Here is an 18,003-nt window from a genome sequence, read left to right on the forward strand (position 1 = left end):
CCGCCGCATCGAGCATCTGCTCGGCCAGGAGCTTCTTCAGCTTCGCATTCTCGTCCTCGAGCGCCTTGAGCCGCCTGGCCTCGGAGACATCCATGCCGCCAAACTTGGCCTTCCAATTGTAGAACGTCGCCTCGGAGATCCCGTGCTTGCGGGCCAGATCGGCCGTTTTGGCTCCGGCCTCGTGCTCCTTCAGCACCGCGATGATCTGCTCTTCCGTAAAACGCTTCCGCTTCATCTGTCCGTCCTTCGTCAGGGCAGACTCTAAATCCTTCTGGAGGAAATTCTTAGGGGCAGGTCATGCCCGATCAAGTTCTTTGCCGATCAAAATTTTGCAAGTCTCGACGCACACGGTCGATGACGCTGCCGTACTCCCGACCCTCGTTTTGCCTGAAGAGGCGAACGGTTGGATACCAGGGGCTGTCTTCGCGGTGGCGGAGCCAACGGTAGTCCGGCATAAAAGGTAGCAAAATCCAGGTCGGTTTCCCAAGGGCGGCCGAAAGGTGAGCAACGCTCGTATCAACAGTGATGACAAGATCAAGGCAAGAAATCAGAGCTGCCGTCTCGGCAAAATCAGTAAGATGCTGGGCGGGATCGAAGATATCGGTTCGAGCCAGCAGTTCAGCTCGGTCGTTCGGCCTGACGTCTTTCTGAAGACTGACAAAACTCACCTTGTCATCCAAAAGGCCCGTCAGCATACGAAATGGAATGGACCGATTGTGGTCGTTCAAATGTTCGGGATTACCTGACCAGACAAGCCCCACGCGTGATCGAGCACGCGGACCAAGCCGACTCTCCCAAGCTTGAACACGCTCTCGAGAGGGCGGCGGCAAATAGGACACGGCCGCCGGAACGGACTCCAGTCTGGTTCCAAAGATGAGCGGCAGGTTGCTGAGAGGGCAATGAAGATCGAAAGGGGGCAAGCGAGCCCCCGATGACCCCGGCAAGCATTCCGAGGCGCCCTCCATTTTTGAGAGTAGCGGCCACAATGCGTCCTGCACTATTAGAACGACGCGCGCACCACGGCCAGCAAGCAGCGGAATGTAGCGCACGAGCTGAATGGCATCCCCAAGACCCTCATCGGCGCAGACCAGTAACGTCTTCCCCGCAATGTCTCCGTCACCAAGCCATTTAGGTCCAGGAAGCGGCGGATACCCGTTCGGCAGGCCCGGAACGTCCCAACGCGCCTGCATCCCCTTCAGGCCACGTTTAAAATCGCCAGTGAGCATCTGAAGCAAAGCAAGATTCCAGACGGACCTCGAATGCTCGGAGAGAATGGCTGCCGACCGCTTGTAAGCAGACATTGCTTCATCGACTCGCCCCAACTCGGCAAGTACGCTTGCCCGGCCGACAATGGTCTTTCCTGCATTGGGCTTGATCTTCAAGGACCGGTCGAAGAAAGACAAAGCCTCTTCCAAATGGCCCTGCGCTCGCAGCAGAGCACCAAGGTTGCCCACCGTATCAGCGTTCTTGGGATCCAGTTGGACTGCGCGTCTGCAATCTGCCGTCGCCTCTTCGATCCTTCCGAGGCCGTTTAAGGTGAGTGCACGCGTGTGCAGAGCCTGCGAATTATCAGACCGCAAATTGACGCTATGATTCAAATATACGAGTGCTTCCGCAAGTTGACCCGCTCCATGCAGAAGATGACCTGCCTTATACGCAGCATCAGCATGCCCCGAATCAAGTTCGAACGCGCGACGAAAGCAGAGGAGAGCTTCGCTGTTTCTTCGCGCCTGGATCAGCGCGTCTCCCATCTGCCGCCAAAGCTCGGCATCGCTCGGCTTGAGCTGAATAGCCTTGTCAAAGACTCTCAAAGCCTCGTCCAGACGGCCAGCACTCGCAAGCGCATTGCCCAGCGTGGCCAAGTAGGCCGGCTGGGGGGCTTTCCGGATCGCACGGGAGGCCCAATCTACCGCTCTGTCTGCGCGGCCGGCGGCGGCGTCTACAACGGCCATGAGGTGCAGGTTTTCAGCGCTCTCCGCATCCAGCTTGAACGCTTCTTTGACGCGAGATTGAGCCTTCAGTAGTTGACCACCACGCAAATGTTCGATCGCTTCGGCACGAAGTTCCTCAAGGCGCATCGCTGGAGGGTGATCTTTATCGAGCACCTCGGATTTCTTCTGGACGATCTGACGGTCAGAATGTGCCATTGCAACTCCACGAGTAGCTTGCACAATCTCTAGGTGATTCGCTGTTAACGAGTAATGGATCGCTACATCAGCCTAACGTATGCATAAACGAGAGGCTGCCCTAGCAAACTTTCATGTCCGCCTATTCCATCGACTGCAAGCGGGACCTTTGGTTGGATGTTGGGCGAAGCGGGGCCTTGTTCGCAGGCTGCAATGCCCGCAATGGGTAAAAAGCGGTAACGCTCTGCCGAGCAGAAGACTCCGCTCTTCCCTCAGGAGCCGACATTGCTTTTCCGAGTACGCGCCCTAGCGGCCCCGCCCCGTCCCCTCGTTCAGCAAGCACGCCACCTGATGCCCGTCGCCGGCATCCAGCAACGCCGGCCGCTCCGTCTTGCAGCGTTCCATCGCGAACCGGCAGCGCGTGTGAAACGCACAGCCTGAAGGCGGATTGACCGGGCTCGGCACGTCGCCGTCGATCAGCGGAGCGAGCTTCTTCGCGAGCGGGTTGGCGACGGGCACCGACGCGAGCAGGGCCTGCGTGTAGGGATGTCGCGGGTTGCGGAACAGCTCGTCCTTGTCGGCGATCTCGACGATGCGGCCGAGATACATCACCGCGACGCGGTGACTGATATGGGCGACCACGGCGAGGTCGTGCGCAATAAAGAGGTAGGAGAAGCCATGCTGGCGTTGCAGGTCGATCAGGAGGTTGATCACCTGCGCCTGGATCGAGACGTCGAGTGCGGAGACCGGCTCATCACAGACGATCAGGCGCGGCCCCAGCGCCAGGGCCCGCGCAATGCAGATGCGCTGGCGCTGGCCGCCGGAGAACTGATGCGGGAAGTTGCGCATCTGGTCGGGCCGCAGGCCCACCTGCTCGAACAGCTGTGCGACGCGCGCCTCCAGCGCCTTGCCGCTTGCAAGGCCATGCACGGCGATGGGTTCGCCGACGATGTCGCCCGCCGTCATGCGCGGATTGAGTGAGGCAAACGGGTCCTGGAACACGATCTGCATCGAACGCCGGTGCGGGCGCAGCGCCGTCTTCGACAGATGGGTGATGTCCTCGCCGTCGAGCCGGATCTGGCCCGAGGTCGGCTCGACCAGCCGCAGGACGCTCCGCGCCACCGTGGACTTGCCGCAGCCGGATTCGCCGACGAGGCCGAGCGTCTCGCCGGTCCCGAGCGCGAACGAGACGCCGTCGACCGCATGCACGGTGCCGACCTGTCTTCGCAGCACCCCGGCGCGCACCGGGTAGTGCTTCTTGAGGTCGGTGACTTCGAGCAGCGCTTCGGTCATGCCACCTCCGCGACGTCTTCCGCGCGCCAGCAGGCAGCGAGATGGCCGCCGCCCCAGTCGGCCAGCGGCGGATACTCGGCCTCGCAGCGCTTGATGGCGAGCTTGCAGCGCGGCGCGAAGGCGCAGCCCCTCGGCAGCCCCACCAGCGAGGGCACCGTGCCGGGGATCTCGTTCAGCCGCGCCTGCGCCGGGACACCGGATGCCGGGACGGCCGGGATCGAAGCCATCAACCCGCGCGTATAGGGATGCATTGGCGAGGCGAACAGCGCCTCGACGCTGGCCTCCTCGACCTTTCGCCCCGCATACATCACGATCACGCGCTGCGCCGTCTGCGCGACGACGCCGAGATCGTGCGTGATCAGCACGAGGCCGGTGCCGAGCTCCTTCTGAAGGTCGAGGATCAGCGCCAGGATCTGCGCCTGGATGGTGACGTCGAGCGCAGTGGTCGGCTCGTCCGCGATAAGCAGCGCCGGCCGACAGGCCAGCGCCATCGCGATCATCGCGCGCTGGCGCATGCCGCCGGACAGCTGATGCGGATATTCCCGCGCCCGCCGTGCCGGTTCGGGGATGCGCACCAGCCGCAGCATCTCGATCGCGATGTCATGGGCCTCCTTCGCCGTGATGCTCCGGTGCAACCGCACCGCCTCGACGATCTGGTCGCCGATTCGCATCACCGGATTGAGTGATGTCATCGGCTCCTGGAAGATCATGGAGATGCGGTTGCCCCTGACCGCGCGCATCTGCGCTTCATCCAGCGACAGCAGCTCGGTGCCCTCGAGCGTGACGGAACCACCTACGATGCGGCCGGGCGGATCGGGCACGAGCCGCATCAAGGACAGCGCTGTGACGCTCTTGCCGCAGCCGGATTCGCCGACGATCGCCAGCGTCTCGCCGCGTCTGACATTGAACGAGAGATCGTCGACGGCCTTGAACAGGCCGGAATTGGTGAAGAACACCGTCTTCAGGTTCCTGACGTCGAGCACGAGATCGGATGTGTCTGCCATCAGCCGCGCTGCCTCGGATCCAGGATGTCGCGCAGGGCGTCGCCGAACAGGTTGGCGCCGAATACGGCGAGGCTGATCGCGATGCCCGGGAAGATCACCAGCCACGGCGCGGTGCGGACATATTCGGCGGCGGATTCCGACAACATGCGCCCCCATGACGGATAAGGCTCGGGAATGCCGAGGCCGAGGAAGGACAACGAGGCCTCGGTGAGGATGGTCGAGCCGAGCTGCGCGGTCGCCAGCACGATCAGCGGCGCCAGCGTGTTCGGCAGCACGTGGCGCAGCGCGATCCGCATCTCGCTCATGCCGATCGACTTGGCGGCTTCGACGAAGGGCTGCTCGCGCAGCGCCAGCGTATTGGCGCGGATGACGCGCGCGACCGTCGGGATCAGCGGGATGGCGATGGCGATGATCACATTGGGCAGCGAAGGGCCGAGCGCCGCCGTCATCACCAGGGCCAGCACCAGAAGTGGCAGCGCCTGGAGAACGTCGGAGACGCGCTGGAAGACGAGATCGACCCAGCCCGAGAGATATCCGCAGGTGAGGCCGACGATGACGCCGATCGTGCCGCCGAGCGCGGTCGAGCCGAGCCCGACCGCGAGCGAGATCCGCGCGCCGTGGATGATGCGGCTGAACACGTCGCGGCCGAAGGAATCGGTGCCCATCCAGTGCGCGAGGCTCGGGCGGGCCAGTGCGCGGGCGGAATCGACCGTCAGCGGATCGTAGCGCGCGATGAAGTCGGCGAAGATCGCGGTCAGCACGAACACCGTTATGATGACGAGGCCGGCCGCGCCCAGCACATGCCGCTGCGCCATGAACAGCACGCGCCGCCAGCCGCCGGTCGCATATGCGCCGGCCCGCCTCAGTTCAACGTCGAAGTCGATCGCGGCCATGTGAGCTCTATCTTCCCCCTCTCCCCGCTTGCGGGGAGAGGGTTGGGGTGAGGGGGGCTCTCCACGGGGGAGGTGAGAGTTGGACTCGCGGAGACTCCCCCTCACCCGAATTCGCGCTTCGCGCAAATTCGACCTCTCCCCGCAAGCGGGGAGAGGTGAAGGAACGCGCGAGCCCGGCGCGGACGACAATCATGCGGCTAATCCGTGTATCTGATGCGCGGGTCGAACACCGCGTAGAGCATGTCGACGGTGAAATTCGCGAACACCACCACGACCGCGATGAGCATCACGAGATTCTGCACGATCGGATAGTCGCGCCAGCGGATCGCCTCGACCAGGAAGCGCGCGACGCCGGGAATGTTGAACACGGTCTCGGTAACGATCAGGCCGCCGATCAGGAACGCCGCCTCGATGCCGATCACGGTGATGACGGGCAAGATCGCGTTCTTCAGCGCGTGATGATAGTTCACCGCCGCTTCGGAGGCGCCCTTGGCGCGGGCGGTGCGGATATAGTCCTGCCGCAGCACCTCCAGCATCGAGGATCGGGTGATGCGCATGGTCAGCGCTGCGCTGCGGAAGCCAACCGCGGCCGCGGGCACGGCATAGGTCGCGAACGCTTCGAGCCAGGTCTGCGGATTCGGATTGAAGATCGGCATCTGGCCGAACATCGCCACCGATGCGGTGAGGATCAAAAGTCCGAGCCAGAACGAGGGCAGCGACAATCCGCTGAGGCTGACGACGCGAAGTGCGTAATCGAGCTTCGTGCCCTGCTTCACCGCGCTGATGACGCCGAGCGGAATGCCGATCGATGCCGAGAACAGGAGCGCAAGGCCCGCAAGGCGTGCCGTGATCGGAATCCGCGGCAGGATCTCCTGCAGCGCCGGCTTCTCCGAGACGTAGGAGAAGCCGAAATCGCCGCGCAGGAACCCGCTGATCCAGTGCCAATATTGCACGATCAGCGGCCGGTCGATGCCGAGCTCCTTCTCCAGATTGGCCTTGTCGGCGGGATCGACATAGCCGGCGGCGGCGAACAGGATATCGACGATGTTGCCGGGCACGATGCGCAGCAGGAAGAAGATGACGATCGAGATCCCGAACAGGGTCACGAACATCAGGAACAGGCGCCGCACCAGATAGGCAAACATGCACAGCCTCCCGTCGAACCCGTCAGCCGCGCGCGGCCTGCGCTACTTGTCTAACCACACATCCTCGTAGCGATAGCCGTTGTAGGAGCTGTTGGTCATGACGGTGATGCCCTTGACGTAGGGCTGCCAGCAGCTGCCCATGCGGCTGTGGAAGATGATGGGCCGTGCGACGTCCTCCTGCAACTTCTTGTCGATGTCCCAGACCAGCTTCCTGCGCTTCTCGACATTGGTCTCCTGCGACTGCACATCGAACAGCTTTTCGATCTCCTTGTTGCAGTAATTGGTGTAGTTGCGCTCCGAACCGCAGGAATAGTTCTCGTAGAACGACTGGTCGGGGTCATCCACCGCGTTGCCGGTGAGGTTGAGCCCGATCATGTAGTCCTTGCGCGCGACCTTCGGGAACCAGTTCGCGGTCTCGACCACGTCGAGCTCGCCGTCGATGTAGATGGTCTTGAGCTGGTCGATCAGGATCACCGCGGGATCGCGATAGATCGGGATGTTGCGCGTGGAGACCTTCACGGCGAGATGCTTGTCCGGCCCGTAGCCGGCCTTCTGCATCAGCTTCTTCGCCTCCTCGCGGTTGGCCTTCACGTCGGGGCCATAGCCCGGAATGGTCTCCAGCATCTCCTTCGGCATGCCCCACAGGCCGTTCGGCGGCGGCAGCATGGTGCCGCCAATGTCGCCCTGGCCCTCGAACATGATCGAGATGAAAGCCTTGCGGTCGAGCGCCATCGCCATGGCGCGGCGGATGTCGACATTGTCGAACGGGGGCGAAGACGAGTTGACGATGATGTTCGTCGACACGTTCGTCGGCGCGATCTCGCAGATCGCGTTCGGCGCCTGCGACTTGACGTCCTTCACCAGCGGGATCGTCACCTCCGTCGGAAAGGCCATGTCGAACTTGCCGGCCACGAAGGCGAGGATCGCGGTCGAGCGGTTCGGGATGATGGTGAATTCGATGCCGTCGAGATGGGGCCGGCCCTTGCGCCAATAGTCGGGATTGCGGGTCAGCTTGATGGACTCATTGGCCTTGAACTCGACGAACTTGAACGGGCCGGTGCCGATCGGATGGGTGCGCATCTCCGCCGGCGAGACATGGCAGGGATAGACCGGCGTGTAGCCCGAGCCGAGCAGTGCCAGCAGCGAGGGCTGCGGCCGCTTCAGATTGAAGGAGACCTCGGAGTCGCCGTTGGTCGAGATGTCGACGACCTGATCGTACCAGGACTTGCGCGGGTTCTGCCGGAACTTCTGCTGCGCCTTGCCCATCAGCATGTCGAAGGTGCATTTGACGTCGGCCGAGGTGAACGGCTTGCCGTCGTGCCATTTCACGCCTTGGCGCAGCTTGAAAGTCAGCGTCTTGTTGTCGTTCACCCAGGCCCAGCTCTCGGCGAGCTCGGGGACGATGCTGTCCATGCTGTTCTGAGCCACGTCCTGCTTGTAGATGACGAGGTTGTTGAACACCGGCATGAAGGGAACGTTGAGGGAGTAGGTCGCACCTTCGTGGATCGAAGCATTGCCGGGACTGTCGCGGTGATACATCCGCAGAACGCCGCCCTGCTTGGGCTCGCCGGCGAGCGTGGAGGTTGAGGCCGTCAGCACAGATAGCGCCGCCATTGCGGCGAGCGCCCACACGCTCCGCATGCTCATCCTCCCTGGACAACGGCCTTTTGCGGCCTGTTTGTCAGACGATAGCGAGGCGCGTGCAGCGAGGCAACCCGCAAGGCCGTTCATTCTCTTGGCAATTTGGATGATGTAAGGCCGCACACTGTGAGAGTGCAGGTGCGAACGGTTCCTGCGCGGGTGTTGGTCTCGACTGCCGCAACAAACTCCACCGTCGTCCCGGACAAGCGCGCCTTAAGCGCGCGCAGATCCGGGATCCATAACCACAGCACGTGGTTTGACGAAGGCTCGGAGTTGCCAGTTCGCGCCGGAACTCCTTCCTGGGAATATGGGTCCCGGGTCTGCGCCTACGCTTGCCCGGGACGACAGAAGAGTTTGTGGCGCCTGCCTGTGCGCGCTATCCAGCACGACCCTCACACGATCCGGGACGACTTGTTCCCCCAATACCGATCCCGCAGCAGCCGCTTGTACAACTTCCCTGTCGGCAGCCGCGGCAATTCCTTCTCGAAATCGACCGAGCGCGGCACCTTCTGCCGCGACAGCGATTTGGCGCAGAACGCGATCAGCTCTTCGGCGAGGGCCGGCCCCGGCACTACGCCGGGCATCGGCTGCACCACCGCCTTCACCTCCTCGCCGAGATCGGCATTGGGCACGCCGAACACGGCGGCATCCGCCACCTTCGGGTGGGTGATGAGCAGGTTCTCGCATTCCTGCGGATAGATATTCACCCCGCCGGAGATGATCATGAAGGTCGCGCGGTCGGTCAGGTACAGGAATCGGTCGGCGTCGACATAGCCGACGTCGCCGACCGTGCTCATGCTGCCGTCGGCCGAGCGCGCCTCTTTGGTCTTCTCCGGATCGTTGAAATATTCGAACGGCGTTGCCGTCTTGAACCAGACCTGACCCGGTGTGCCGGTCGGGCATTCCCGCATGTTCTCATCCAGGATGTGGAGATCGCCGAGCAGCACCTTGCCGACCGTGCCGCGATGGGCGAGCCATTCCTCGCTGTTGCAGGCGGTGAAGCCGAGGCCTTCGGTCGCGCCGTAATATTCGTGGATGATCGGTCCCCACCATTTGATCATGTCGTCCTTGACCAGGGCCGGGCAGGGCGCAGCGGCGTGGATCGCGATCTCCAGCGAGGAAAGGTCGTAGCGGCCACGCACCTCCTCCGGCAACTTCAGCATGCGCGAGAACATCGTCGGCACCAGCTGGGTGTGGGTGATGCCCCATTGCTCGACGAGCTGGAGGTAACGCTCGGCATCGAAACTCTCCATGATGATCACGGTGCCGCCCATGCGGATCGTGAGGTTCACGGCAGCCTGCGGGGCGGAGTGATAGAGCGGTGCGGGCGACAGATAGACCATCCCTTCCCGGTAGTGCCAAAGCTTCGTCAGAAAATCGAACAGCGGCAGACTGTGCCTCGGCGGCTCTTCCGGCAGGGGCCGCAAGATGCCCTTCGGCCGTCCCGTCGTGCCGGACGAATAGAGCATGGCGGTACCGAGCCACTCGTCGGCGATCGGCGTCCTGGGCAGCTCGGCAGTCACCTCCGCAAGTCCGACGATACGTTCGCTCTCACCCGGGCCATCGGCGACGATGCAGAGCTTAACGTCGGGGCAGGCCTTGATCGCCTCGCGCGCGATGTCGAGCTTGGCCATGGACGTGATCAGGATCTTCGACTGGCTGTTGACGAGGAGATAGGCGAGCTCGCCCGGCGTCAGGAAGGAGTTGATGCAGGTGTAGTAGAGCCCGGCGCGTTCACCCGCGCCGCAGGCTTCCAGGTAGCGCGAATTGTTCTCCATGAAGATCGAGTAGTGATCGAGCCGCCTCAAGCCGTGCCTGCGGAATAGATGCGCCAGCCGACTGCTGCGTGCCTCGAGCTCGCGATAGGTGACGGTCTCGCCCGTTGCCGCCATGATGAAGGCGGGCTGGAGCGGGCGCAGGCGGGCATGCGTACCAGTATACATCGATCCTCCGGCTTTCGATCAGGCGGCAAGAAGCAGGATTTCGCGCACGTCGGCGGGGCCATCGATCTTGCGTGGGTTGCGCGGAATCCAGTTCGTACGCATCGCCTGCTCGGCGATGGCGTCGAAATGCTGCGGCGACACCCGCACGTCAGCGAGGCTGCGCGGCATGCCGAGCGAGCGGATGAAGGCATCGAGCACATCGGCGGCGTCGTGGCCGGGATAGCCCATGGCGGCCGCGACGATCATCTGGCGCTCGGCATTGTCGCGCGCGTTCCATCGCATCACCGCCGGCAGCATGATGCACGAGGTGTAGCCATGCGGTACGTCGAAGGCCGCGCCCAGGACGTAGCCGATGCCATGGCTCGCGCCCATCGGCACGCCGGCTGCGAGCGCGCCCATCGACAGCCAGGTGCCGATCTGCGCGTCCATCCGCGCATCGAGGTCGGCAGGATCGGCCTTCACCCGCGGCAGCGCGTCGGCGAGCATGGCAAGCCCCTTCACCGATTGCGCGTCGGCATAGGGATGCGTCTCACGCGAGCAGATTGCCTCGACGCAATGATCGACGGCGCGGATGCCGGTGGACAGGAACAGCCATTCCGGCGTGTGCACGGTGATGGCGGGGTCGAGGATTGTCGCGCGCGGCACGATGAGCGGATGCCGCAGCATCTGCTTCACATGCTTACTGCGCTCGGTGACGCCGGCGGTCGCGCTGAACTCGCCGCCGGCGATGGTGGTCGGCACGCTGATCTGCCGCACGGTCGGTGCATTCATCTTGGGCGCGACACTCTTGTGCACGCGGATGCGCTCGATGCCTTCGATATCACCGATGTCGTTGGCGAGGCAGAGCTGCACCGCCTTGGCGCCGTCGGTGATCGAGCCGCCGCCCACGGTGACGATGAGGTCGGCGTCCGCCTCGCGCGCCGCCTCTGTCGCCGCGATCACCGCCTCACGCGGCGTATGCGCCGGCATGGCGTCGAACAGGCCGGCACAGCGCTCGCCGAGCGCCTGCGTGATCTTCGCAATTTCGTCGGTCTGCCGGTTCAGCGTGCCCGAAACCATCAGGAACGCGCGGCGCGTTCCCAACCGGTCCATCTGCGCGACGATGGCGCCGGCTGCGGGATGGCCGAACACGACCTCCTCGATCGCGCCGAAAACGACACGTCCCTGGTGCACGCCTGTCCTCCCGGACTATTCGTCTTGTTATTGTAGGGGTAATCTAGCCGAGCCTGCTGTCCCCGTCATGCGCGAAGACGCTGGCCGCTTTGCACTCTCCAAGGGGAGGGTGGCGAGTGTTCTCTTCGTGAACGATCGCACACCCACCTGCGACCATCTGTACCTGTCAACCCGCCATCCGGTCAGGGCCTCCGGCTCGGCATTGCACGCGCATTGGTCTTGAAGAGTTCAACATTGCCGCCCATCTTGTTTCGCCCGCGGGCAGGCGGTTACCCTGCATTTGCTGCGGCTTTTGATGCGAGGACTGGGATGGGCGGACCGGACGGAAGCGAGCGACTTGTCAAAAAGCACGATTTCGTTCAGTTGCGGCGGGGCGCCCTTGCCGGGCTCCTCATTGCAGCGTTCGCACTCGCGGGCTGCGACAGGCCGGCCTCACAGGCCGCGGCTCCACCGCCGGCGCCGGTGACAGTGGCTCAGCCGGTCAAGCGCACCGTCACCGATTGGGATGAGTTCACCGGCCGCTTCGAGGCGGTCGAGGAGGTCCAGGTACGCCCCCGTGTCGGCGGCTTCGTCAACTCGGTCGAGTTCCAGGACGGCGCCATCGTGCGTCAGGGCGATCTGCTCTACGTGATCGACCCGCGCCCGTTCGAGGCCGTGGCGACGCAGGCGGAAGGGCAGCTCTCCGACGCGCGTGCCCGGGTGGAGCTTGCCAAGCGCGAGCTCGACCGCGGCCTCAGCCTGGTGCAGACCAGCGCCGTCTCCGAGCAGGTCGTCGATCAGCGCCGCCAGGCCTTGCAGGCCGCGCACGCGGCCGAGACGCAGGCGGAAGGCGCGCTGAAGGCCGCCAAGCTCAACATCGAGTTCACGCATGTGACGGCGCCGCTGACCGGCCGCGTCAGCCGCCATCTCGTCAGCCCGGGCAATCTCGTGCAGGGCAGCGACAACGGAACATCGACATTGCTGACCTCCATCGTGACGCTCGATCCGATCTACATCTATTTCGACATGGACGAGGCGACATTCATCAAATACAGCAAGCTGTGGTTCGAAGGTCGTCGCCCGAGCTCGCGCGACACGGCAAACCCGGTGCAGGTGTCTCTCGCCGGCGAGACCAAGCCGTCTCACGAAGGCGCCATCAACTTCCTCGACAATCGCCTCGACGTCTCCACGGGAACGCTGCGCAGCCGCGCGGTGGTCAAGAACACCGATTTGTCGATCCTGCCCGGTCAGTTCGGCCGCGTCCGCCTGATCGCCAGCGCGCCCTATGAGGCACTGCTGATTCCGGACGCCGCTGTTGCGACCGACCAGTCCCGCAAGATCGTTTTCGTGGTGAAGCCTGACGATACGGTCGAGGCGCGCCCTGTCGTGCTCGGGCCGCTTGACGAGGGCCTGCGCGTGATCCGTGAAGGGCTGAAGCCGGACGATCGAGTCATCGTCAACGGCATCCAGCGCGCCCGCGTCGGTGCCAAGGTCGCCCCGCAGACCGCGCAAACCCCGGCCGGTGGCAAGTCATGAATCTCGGCCGCCTCTCCATCAACCAGCCCATCCTGGCGATGGTGCTGTCGATCGTGCTGCTGATCGTCGGCGCGCTCGCCTACACCACGCTGCCGGTGTCCGAATATCCGCAAGTGGTGCCGCCCACCGTGGTCGTCACCACGCAATATCCCGGCGCCTCGGCGCAGACCGTGTCCGATACGGTCGCGGCTCCCATAGAGCAGCAGATCAACGGCGTCGAGGACATGCTGTATCTCTACAGCCAGGCGACCTCAAACGGACAGTTGACGATCACCGTCACCTTCAAGCTCGGCACCGATCTCGACAAGGCCCAGGTGCTGGTGCAGAACCGCGTTGCGATTGCACAGCCGCAACTGCCGGACGAGGTGCAGCGCAACGGCGTCGTCACCCGCAAGAACTCGCCCGACATCCTGATGGTCGTGTTCATGCTGTCGCCGGACGACACCTTCGACCAGCTCTACATCTCCAACTACGCGCTGCTTCAGGTCCGCGACCAGCTGCTGCGCATCGACGGCGTCGGCGACATCCAGATTTTCGGTGCGCGCGACTATTCGATGCGGCTGTGGCTCGACCCTGATCGAATCGCCAATCTCGGCCTGACCTCGGCCGAGGTATTGGCGGCGATCCGCGCCCAGAACGTGCAGATCGCGGGCGGCCAGATTGCCGAGCCGCCGATCGCAGACCGAGCCTTTCAGCCGAATCTCACCTTTACCGGACGTTTGAAGGACCAGAAGCAGTTCGAGGACATCCTGATCAAGGCCGGTTCCGACGGCCGCACGGTACGGCTGCGCGACGTCGCCCGGATCGAGCTCGGCGCGCTGGCCTATTCCACCAACAGCTTCCTGCTGCGCAAATCGGCCGTCGCCATGCTGGTGACCCAGCGGCCCGGATCGAACGCGCTCGCGACGGCAAAGAGCATCTCCGACACGATGACGAAGCTCAAGGAGAGCTTTCCGAAAGGTCTCGACTACAACATCGGCTATAATCCGACCGAGTTCATCGCCCAGTCCGTCCACGAGCTGATCAAGACAATCTACGAAGCCATGCTGCTTGTGGTCGTCGTGGTGCTGGTATTCCTGCAAGGATGGCGGCCCGCGATCATTCCGATCATCGCGATCCCGGTCTCGCTGGTCGGCACCTTCGCGGTGATGGCGGCGCTTGGATTCTCGATCAACAATCTGACCCTGTTCGGACTCGTCCTCGCCGTCGGCATCGTGGTCGATGATGCCATCGTCGTGGTCGAGAACGTCGAGCGCCATCTCGAGCACGGCCTCAGTCGTCGCGATGCGGCGCTGAAGACGATGGAAGAGGTGGGCGGCGCGCTGGTCTCGATCGCCCTGGTGCTGTGTGCGGTGTTTGTCCCGACCGCGTTCCTCGGCGGCATTTCCGGGCAGTTCTTTCAGCAGTTCGCCGTCACCATTGCCGTTGCGACCGCGATCTCCTGCTTCTGCTCGCTGACGCTGTCTCCCGCGCTGGCCTCGCAGATCCTCACGCCGCACGAAGAGAAGCGTCCGCCGGCCGCCTGGAATGTCATCGCGCGCGGCTGGAACGCATTCACTGGCGTGTTCAACCGCGTATTCGACCGTCTGGCGCATGGCTATGCGGGCCTCGCCAATTTCGTGATCCGCCACTCCGTCGTGATGCTTCTGATCTACGTCGTGCTGATCGGCAGCGCCGGCTGGCTGATCGTGACCACCCCGCAGGGCTTCATCCCCGCGCAGGATCGCGGCTATGTCATCATATCGGTGCAATTGCCGGGCGCCGCTTCGCTGGCGCGCACCACCGAGGTGGTCCGCGAGATCGAGCGCATCTCGCTGGATACGCCGGGCATCATCCGCGTTGCCGCTTTCGCCGGTTTCTCCGGCGCTACGCGCACGCAGGCCGGCAACGCGGCCGCGCTGTTTCCGGTGTTCGACGAGCCTGAGGCGCGGATGAAGAAGGGATTGTCTGCGAACGCCATCACGGTCGAACTGCGCAAGCGCCTGGCCGCGATTCAGGGCGCCTTCATCATCGTGATTCCGCCGCCGGCCGTGCCCGGCATCGGTACCGGCGGCGGCTTCACCATTCGCATCCAGGATCGCCAGGGTCGCGGGCCTGAGCTGCTCGCCGCGGCCACCGACGAGCTCGTCGCCGCGGCGCGCAAATCGCCCTTGTTGCTCGCTCCGTCGGTGTTCTCGCCGTTCAGCGCCAACACGCCGCAGCTCTTCGTCGACATCGACCGCACCAAGGCGCAGAAGCTGGGCGTGCCCATCTCCAACATCAACGATACGATCCAGACCTATTTCGGATCGACCTATGTCAACGACTTCAACCTGTTCGGGCGCACCTATCACGTCACCGCGCAGGCCGATTTCCCGTTCCGAAAAGAATCAAGCGACCTTGCGCGCCTGCGCACCCGCAACGCTTCCGGCGACATGGTGATGCTCGGCAGCGTGGTCGAGTTCAAGGACGTCTCGGGTCCCGACCGCGTCGCGCGCTACAATCTCTATGCGGCGTCGGAACTTCAGGGCGAACCGGCACCGGGCGTAAGCTCGACCACCGCGCTGAACACCATCAAGCAGCTCGCGGACGATACCTTGCCGAGCGGCTTCACCTTCGAGTGGACGGACCTGTCCTACCAGCAGATCACTGGCGGCAACGCCGGCCTCTACGTGTTCCCGATCTGCGTGCTGTTCGTCTATCTCGTGCTCGCAGCGCAATATGGCAGCTGGACCTTGCCCTTCGCGGTGATCCTGATCGTGCCGATGTGCCTGCTCGCTGCCACCATCGGCGTGCGTATCATGGGCCAGGACGTCAATATCCTCACCCAGATCGGTTTTGTCGTGCTGGTGGGACTGGCGGCGAAGAACGCGATCCTGATCGTCGAGTTCGCGCGCGACATCGAGAACGAGGGCAAGCCGCGGCTCGAGGCCGTGATCGAGGCCTGCCGCCTGCGCCTGCGGCCGATCCTGATGACGTCGTTCGCCTTCATCCTCGGCGTGCTGCCGCTGGTGATCTCCAGCGGCTCCGGCTCGGAGATGCGGCAGGCCGTGGGCGTTGCCGTGTTCTTCGGCATGATCGGCGTCACCCTGTTCGGGCTTCTGTTCACGCCGATCTTCTACGTGGTGGTGCGGAACCTCGCGGAGGGACGGCGGGACAAGAAGCCGGAGGTGGTGGCCTGACGCTGCCTCTATGGTCATAGCCGTCTCCACACCCATCGCTGTCATCCCCGCGAACGCGGGGATCCATAGCCACAGGGAGTGGTTTGGCGCGGGCAGCGGCAACTCCGAGTCTTCGCCAAAACCTTTCCTGGGGCTATGGGTCCCGGATCTGCGCGCGCTTTTGGCGCGCTTGTCCGGGACGACACCGGTTGTTTGGCGCATACCCTCCATACTAACGACCAACGTGAAACGGATGGGCACGCGCGGGGTTCTTCACTAGTATCCGCGCGATTTCAAAACAGAAAACTACTGGGAGCTCAACGAATGAAATCAGCATTTTTGGTCGCCGCAACCTCGGCCGTATTGCTCGCCGCGCCGGCCTCCGCGCAAGGCGTCAAGATCGGCATCCTCAACGATCAGTCCGGCGTCTATGCAGACTACGGCGGCAAATGGTCGGTCGAAGCGGCCAGGATGGCGATCGAGGATTTCGGCGGCGAGGTACTTGGCCAGAAGATCGAGCTCATCACCGCCGACCACCAGAACAAGCCGGATCTCGCCAGCTCGATCGCGCGGCGCTGGTACGACGTCGAGAACGTCGACATGATCACGGAGCTGACGACCTCCTCGGTTGCGCTCGCGATCCACGAGCTTTCCAAGGAAAAGAAGAAGATCGACATCGTGGTCGGCGCCGCAACCTCGCGCCTCACCGGCGACGCCTGCCAGCCCTACGGCTTCCACTGGGCCTACGACACCCACGCGCTCGGCGTCGGCACCGGCGGCGCACTGACCAAGGCCGGCGGCGACACCTGGTTCTTTCTGACCGCGGATTACGCCTTCGGCTATGCGCTGGAGAAGGACACCAGCGAGATCGTCACGGCCAATGGCGGCAAGGTAGTCGGCTCGGTTCGCGTGCCGCTCAACTCCTCGGACTTCTCCTCCTTCCTGCTCCAGGCGCAGAGCTCGAAGGCGAAGATCGTGGGCCTCGCCAATGCCGGCCTCGACACCACCAACTCGATCAAGCAGGCGTCCGAGTTCGGCATCGTCTCCGGCGGCCAGAAGCTCGCGGGCCTCTTGATGACGCTCGCCGAAGTCAACGGCCTCGGTCTCCAGGCCGCGCAAGGCCTGGTGCTCACCGAAGGCTATTACTGGGACCTCAACGACAAGACGCGCAATCTCGGCGAGCGCTTCCTCAAGCGCACCGGACGGATGCCGAGCATGATCCATGCGGGCACCTATTCGGCGACGCTGAGCTACCTGAAGGCCGTCAAGGCCGCCGGCACCAAGGATCCGGATGCCGTCGCCAAGAAGCTGAAGGAGCTGCCGGTCGACGACGACTTCGCGCAAGGCGGCAAGGTGCTCGAGAACGGTCGCATGGTCCACGACATGTATCTGTTCGAGGTCAAGAAGCCGTCGGAGTCGAAGAAGCCGTGGGACTATTACAAGCTGCTCGCCACCGTCCCCGGCGACAAGGCCTTCTTCACCGCCAAGGAAAGCGGTTGCCCGCTGACGAAGTAGGGAAGTGGCAAGGCTGCCACTGCGCACTCCGCCGTCGTCCCGGACAAGCGCGCCCCAAGCGCGCGCCGATCCGGGACCCATAACCACAGGCGGGCGTGGTTACGGGGACTCGGAGTTGCCAGCTCGCATCACAATTGCTCCCTGCGGTTATGGGTCCCGGATCGGCGCTTCGCTTGTCCGGGACGACACCGAGTATGTTGCGGCCTCCCGCCTCTCACACCAACCGCAACACCACCGCGCCCAACGCTCCAACCCACAGCGCCATGGCGGCGATGCCCTGGATCGCAAAGCCAGTGCCGCGCTTGGCCGCCGCCTTCGAATAGCCGACGAAATAGACGATACGGCCGATGATCCAGACCACGCCGATGCCCGCCGCGATGGCGTCGCTGATGTAGATCGCGAACAGCCAAAGCGCCGGCAGGAAGATCGGCATCCATTCCAGCGTGTTCATCTGGATGCGGAACGCGCGCTCGAAATCCGGATGGCCCGACATCGCCGGCACCTTGACGCCGGTCGCGGTACGCGAGCGCGACACGTTGATGCAGGTGAAGAAGTAGAACGCAATCGCGAGCAGCGTGACGAGGGCGGTGAGATGATACATCGCTAGTCCCTTGG

The 18,003-nt window shown here is 63.7% G+C and carries 13 protein-coding genes; 3 read left to right on the plus strand and 10 right to left on the minus strand.

Annotated elements, in window-relative coordinates:
- The 9 genes from H1B27_RS31080 to H1B27_RS31120 form a co-directional block, all read right to left on the minus strand.
- A partial coding sequence (locus H1B27_RS31080) for a transposase (protein WP_197964937.1) occupies window positions 1–235 on the minus strand: 235 nt, incomplete at its 3' end.
- A 70-nt stretch (window positions 236–305) separates the two neighbouring features.
- Window positions 306–2,147 (minus strand): tetratricopeptide repeat-containing glycosyltransferase family protein, encoded by a 1,842-nt coding sequence (locus H1B27_RS31085; RefSeq protein WP_246515832.1) that lies wholly within the window; start codon window positions 2,145–2,147, stop codon window positions 306–308.
- A 285-nt stretch (window positions 2,148–2,432) separates the two neighbouring features.
- The gene (locus tag H1B27_RS31090; RefSeq protein ID WP_197968665.1) at window positions 2,433–3,419 is read right to left on the minus strand and encodes an ABC transporter ATP-binding protein; all 987 of its coding nucleotides are present in this window, start codon (window positions 3,417–3,419) and stop codon (window positions 2,433–2,435) included.
- Window positions 3,416–4,423: an ABC transporter ATP-binding protein gene (locus tag H1B27_RS31095; RefSeq protein ID WP_197968666.1), complete on the minus strand. Its 1,008-nt coding sequence runs from the start codon at window positions 4,421–4,423 to the stop codon at window positions 3,416–3,418. The genes H1B27_RS31090 and H1B27_RS31095 overlap by 4 nt, the downstream gene beginning before the upstream one ends.
- A complete protein-coding gene (locus H1B27_RS31100; protein WP_035673039.1) occupies window positions 4,423–5,316 on the minus strand; it encodes an ABC transporter permease in 894 nt (297 codons plus the stop codon). The genes H1B27_RS31095 and H1B27_RS31100 overlap by 1 nt, the downstream gene beginning before the upstream one ends.
- A 197-nt stretch (window positions 5,317–5,513) precedes the next feature.
- On the minus strand, window positions 5,514–6,461 hold the full coding sequence (locus H1B27_RS31105; RefSeq protein ID WP_061879770.1) for an ABC transporter permease: 948 nt from the start codon (window positions 6,459–6,461) through the stop codon (window positions 5,514–5,516).
- 42 nt (window positions 6,462–6,503) lie between these two features.
- Window positions 6,504–8,102 carry an ABC transporter substrate-binding protein gene (locus H1B27_RS31110; protein ID WP_197968667.1) on the minus strand — a complete coding sequence of 533 codons (1,599 nt, stop codon included), beginning with the start codon at window positions 8,100–8,102 and terminating at the stop codon, window positions 6,504–6,506.
- Between the two features lie 392 nt (window positions 8,103–8,494).
- The gene (locus H1B27_RS31115) at window positions 8,495–10,045 is read right to left on the minus strand and encodes an AMP-binding protein (RefSeq protein WP_197968668.1); all 1,551 of its coding nucleotides are present in this window, start codon (window positions 10,043–10,045) and stop codon (window positions 8,495–8,497) included.
- 18 nt (window positions 10,046–10,063) lie between these two features.
- Window positions 10,064–11,218, minus strand: a complete 1,155-nt coding sequence (locus H1B27_RS31120) for an iron-containing alcohol dehydrogenase (protein WP_197968669.1) — start codon at window positions 11,216–11,218, stop codon at window positions 10,064–10,066.
- A gap of 309 nt (window positions 11,219–11,527) precedes the next feature.
- On the opposite strand from H1B27_RS31120, the gene H1B27_RS31125 reads away from it, so the two are divergent.
- The 3 genes from H1B27_RS31125 to H1B27_RS31135 all read left to right on the plus strand — a co-directional run bounded on the left by H1B27_RS31125 (window position 11,528) and on the right by H1B27_RS31135 (window position 17,388).
- Entirely contained in the window at window positions 11,528–12,733 is a 1,206-nt protein-coding gene (locus tag H1B27_RS31125; RefSeq protein WP_061879767.1) for an efflux RND transporter periplasmic adaptor subunit, read from the plus strand.
- Complete coding sequence (locus H1B27_RS31130; protein ID WP_197968670.1) at window positions 12,730–15,894, plus strand: efflux RND transporter permease subunit; 3,165 nt, start codon at window positions 12,730–12,732, stop codon at window positions 15,892–15,894. The genes H1B27_RS31125 and H1B27_RS31130 overlap by 4 nt, the downstream gene beginning before the upstream one ends.
- A 303-nt stretch (window positions 15,895–16,197) precedes the next feature.
- The gene (locus tag H1B27_RS31135; RefSeq protein WP_197968671.1) at window positions 16,198–17,388 is read left to right on the plus strand and encodes an ABC transporter substrate-binding protein; all 1,191 of its coding nucleotides are present in this window, start codon (window positions 16,198–16,200) and stop codon (window positions 17,386–17,388) included.
- A 214-nt stretch (window positions 17,389–17,602) separates the two neighbouring features.
- Here H1B27_RS31135 and H1B27_RS31140 read toward each other — a convergent pair whose 3' ends face one another.
- Window positions 17,603–17,989, minus strand: coding sequence for an MAPEG family protein (locus H1B27_RS31140; protein WP_197968672.1), 387 nt, complete (start codon window positions 17,987–17,989; stop codon window positions 17,603–17,605).
- Between the last annotated feature and the right edge of the window lie 14 nt (window positions 17,990–18,003).

Source organism: Bradyrhizobium diversitatis, assembly GCF_016031635.1.
Taxonomy (GTDB): domain Bacteria; phylum Pseudomonadota; class Alphaproteobacteria; order Rhizobiales; family Xanthobacteraceae; genus Bradyrhizobium; species Bradyrhizobium diversitatis.

What these genes read in the sequence shown, in the direction of transcription:
- H1B27_RS31085 (WP_246515832.1), bottom strand. Translation starts at nt 2,147, where the DNA reads ATGGCACATTCTGACCGTCAGATCGTCCAGAAGAAATCCGAGGTGCTC.
- H1B27_RS31090 (WP_197968665.1), bottom strand. Translation starts at nt 3,419, where the DNA reads ATGACCGAAGCGCTGCTCGAAGTCACCGACCTCAAGAAGCACTACCCG.
- H1B27_RS31095 (WP_197968666.1), bottom strand. Translation starts at nt 4,423, where the DNA reads ATGGCAGACACATCCGATCTCGTGCTCGACGTCAGGAACCTGAAGACG.
- H1B27_RS31100 (WP_035673039.1), bottom strand. Translation starts at nt 5,316, where the DNA reads ATGGCCGCGATCGACTTCGACGTTGAACTGAGGCGGGCCGGCGCATAT.
- H1B27_RS31105 (WP_061879770.1), bottom strand. Translation starts at nt 6,461, where the DNA reads ATGTTTGCCTATCTGGTGCGGCGCCTGTTCCTGATGTTCGTGACCCTG.
- H1B27_RS31110 (WP_197968667.1), bottom strand. Translation starts at nt 8,102, where the DNA reads ATGCGGAGCGTGTGGGCGCTCGCCGCAATGGCGGCGCTATCTGTGCTG.
- H1B27_RS31115 (WP_197968668.1), bottom strand. Translation starts at nt 10,045, where the DNA reads ATGTATACTGGTACGCATGCCCGCCTGCGCCCGCTCCAGCCCGCCTTC.
- H1B27_RS31125 (WP_061879767.1), top strand. Translation starts at nt 11,528, where the DNA reads ATGGGCGGACCGGACGGAAGCGAGCGACTTGTCAAAAAGCACGATTTC.
- H1B27_RS31130 (WP_197968670.1), top strand. Translation starts at nt 12,730, where the DNA reads ATGAATCTCGGCCGCCTCTCCATCAACCAGCCCATCCTGGCGATGGTG.
- H1B27_RS31135 (WP_197968671.1), top strand. Translation starts at nt 16,198, where the DNA reads ATGAAATCAGCATTTTTGGTCGCCGCAACCTCGGCCGTATTGCTCGCC.
- H1B27_RS31140 (WP_197968672.1), bottom strand. Translation starts at nt 17,989, where the DNA reads ATGTATCATCTCACCGCCCTCGTCACGCTGCTCGCGATTGCGTTCTAC.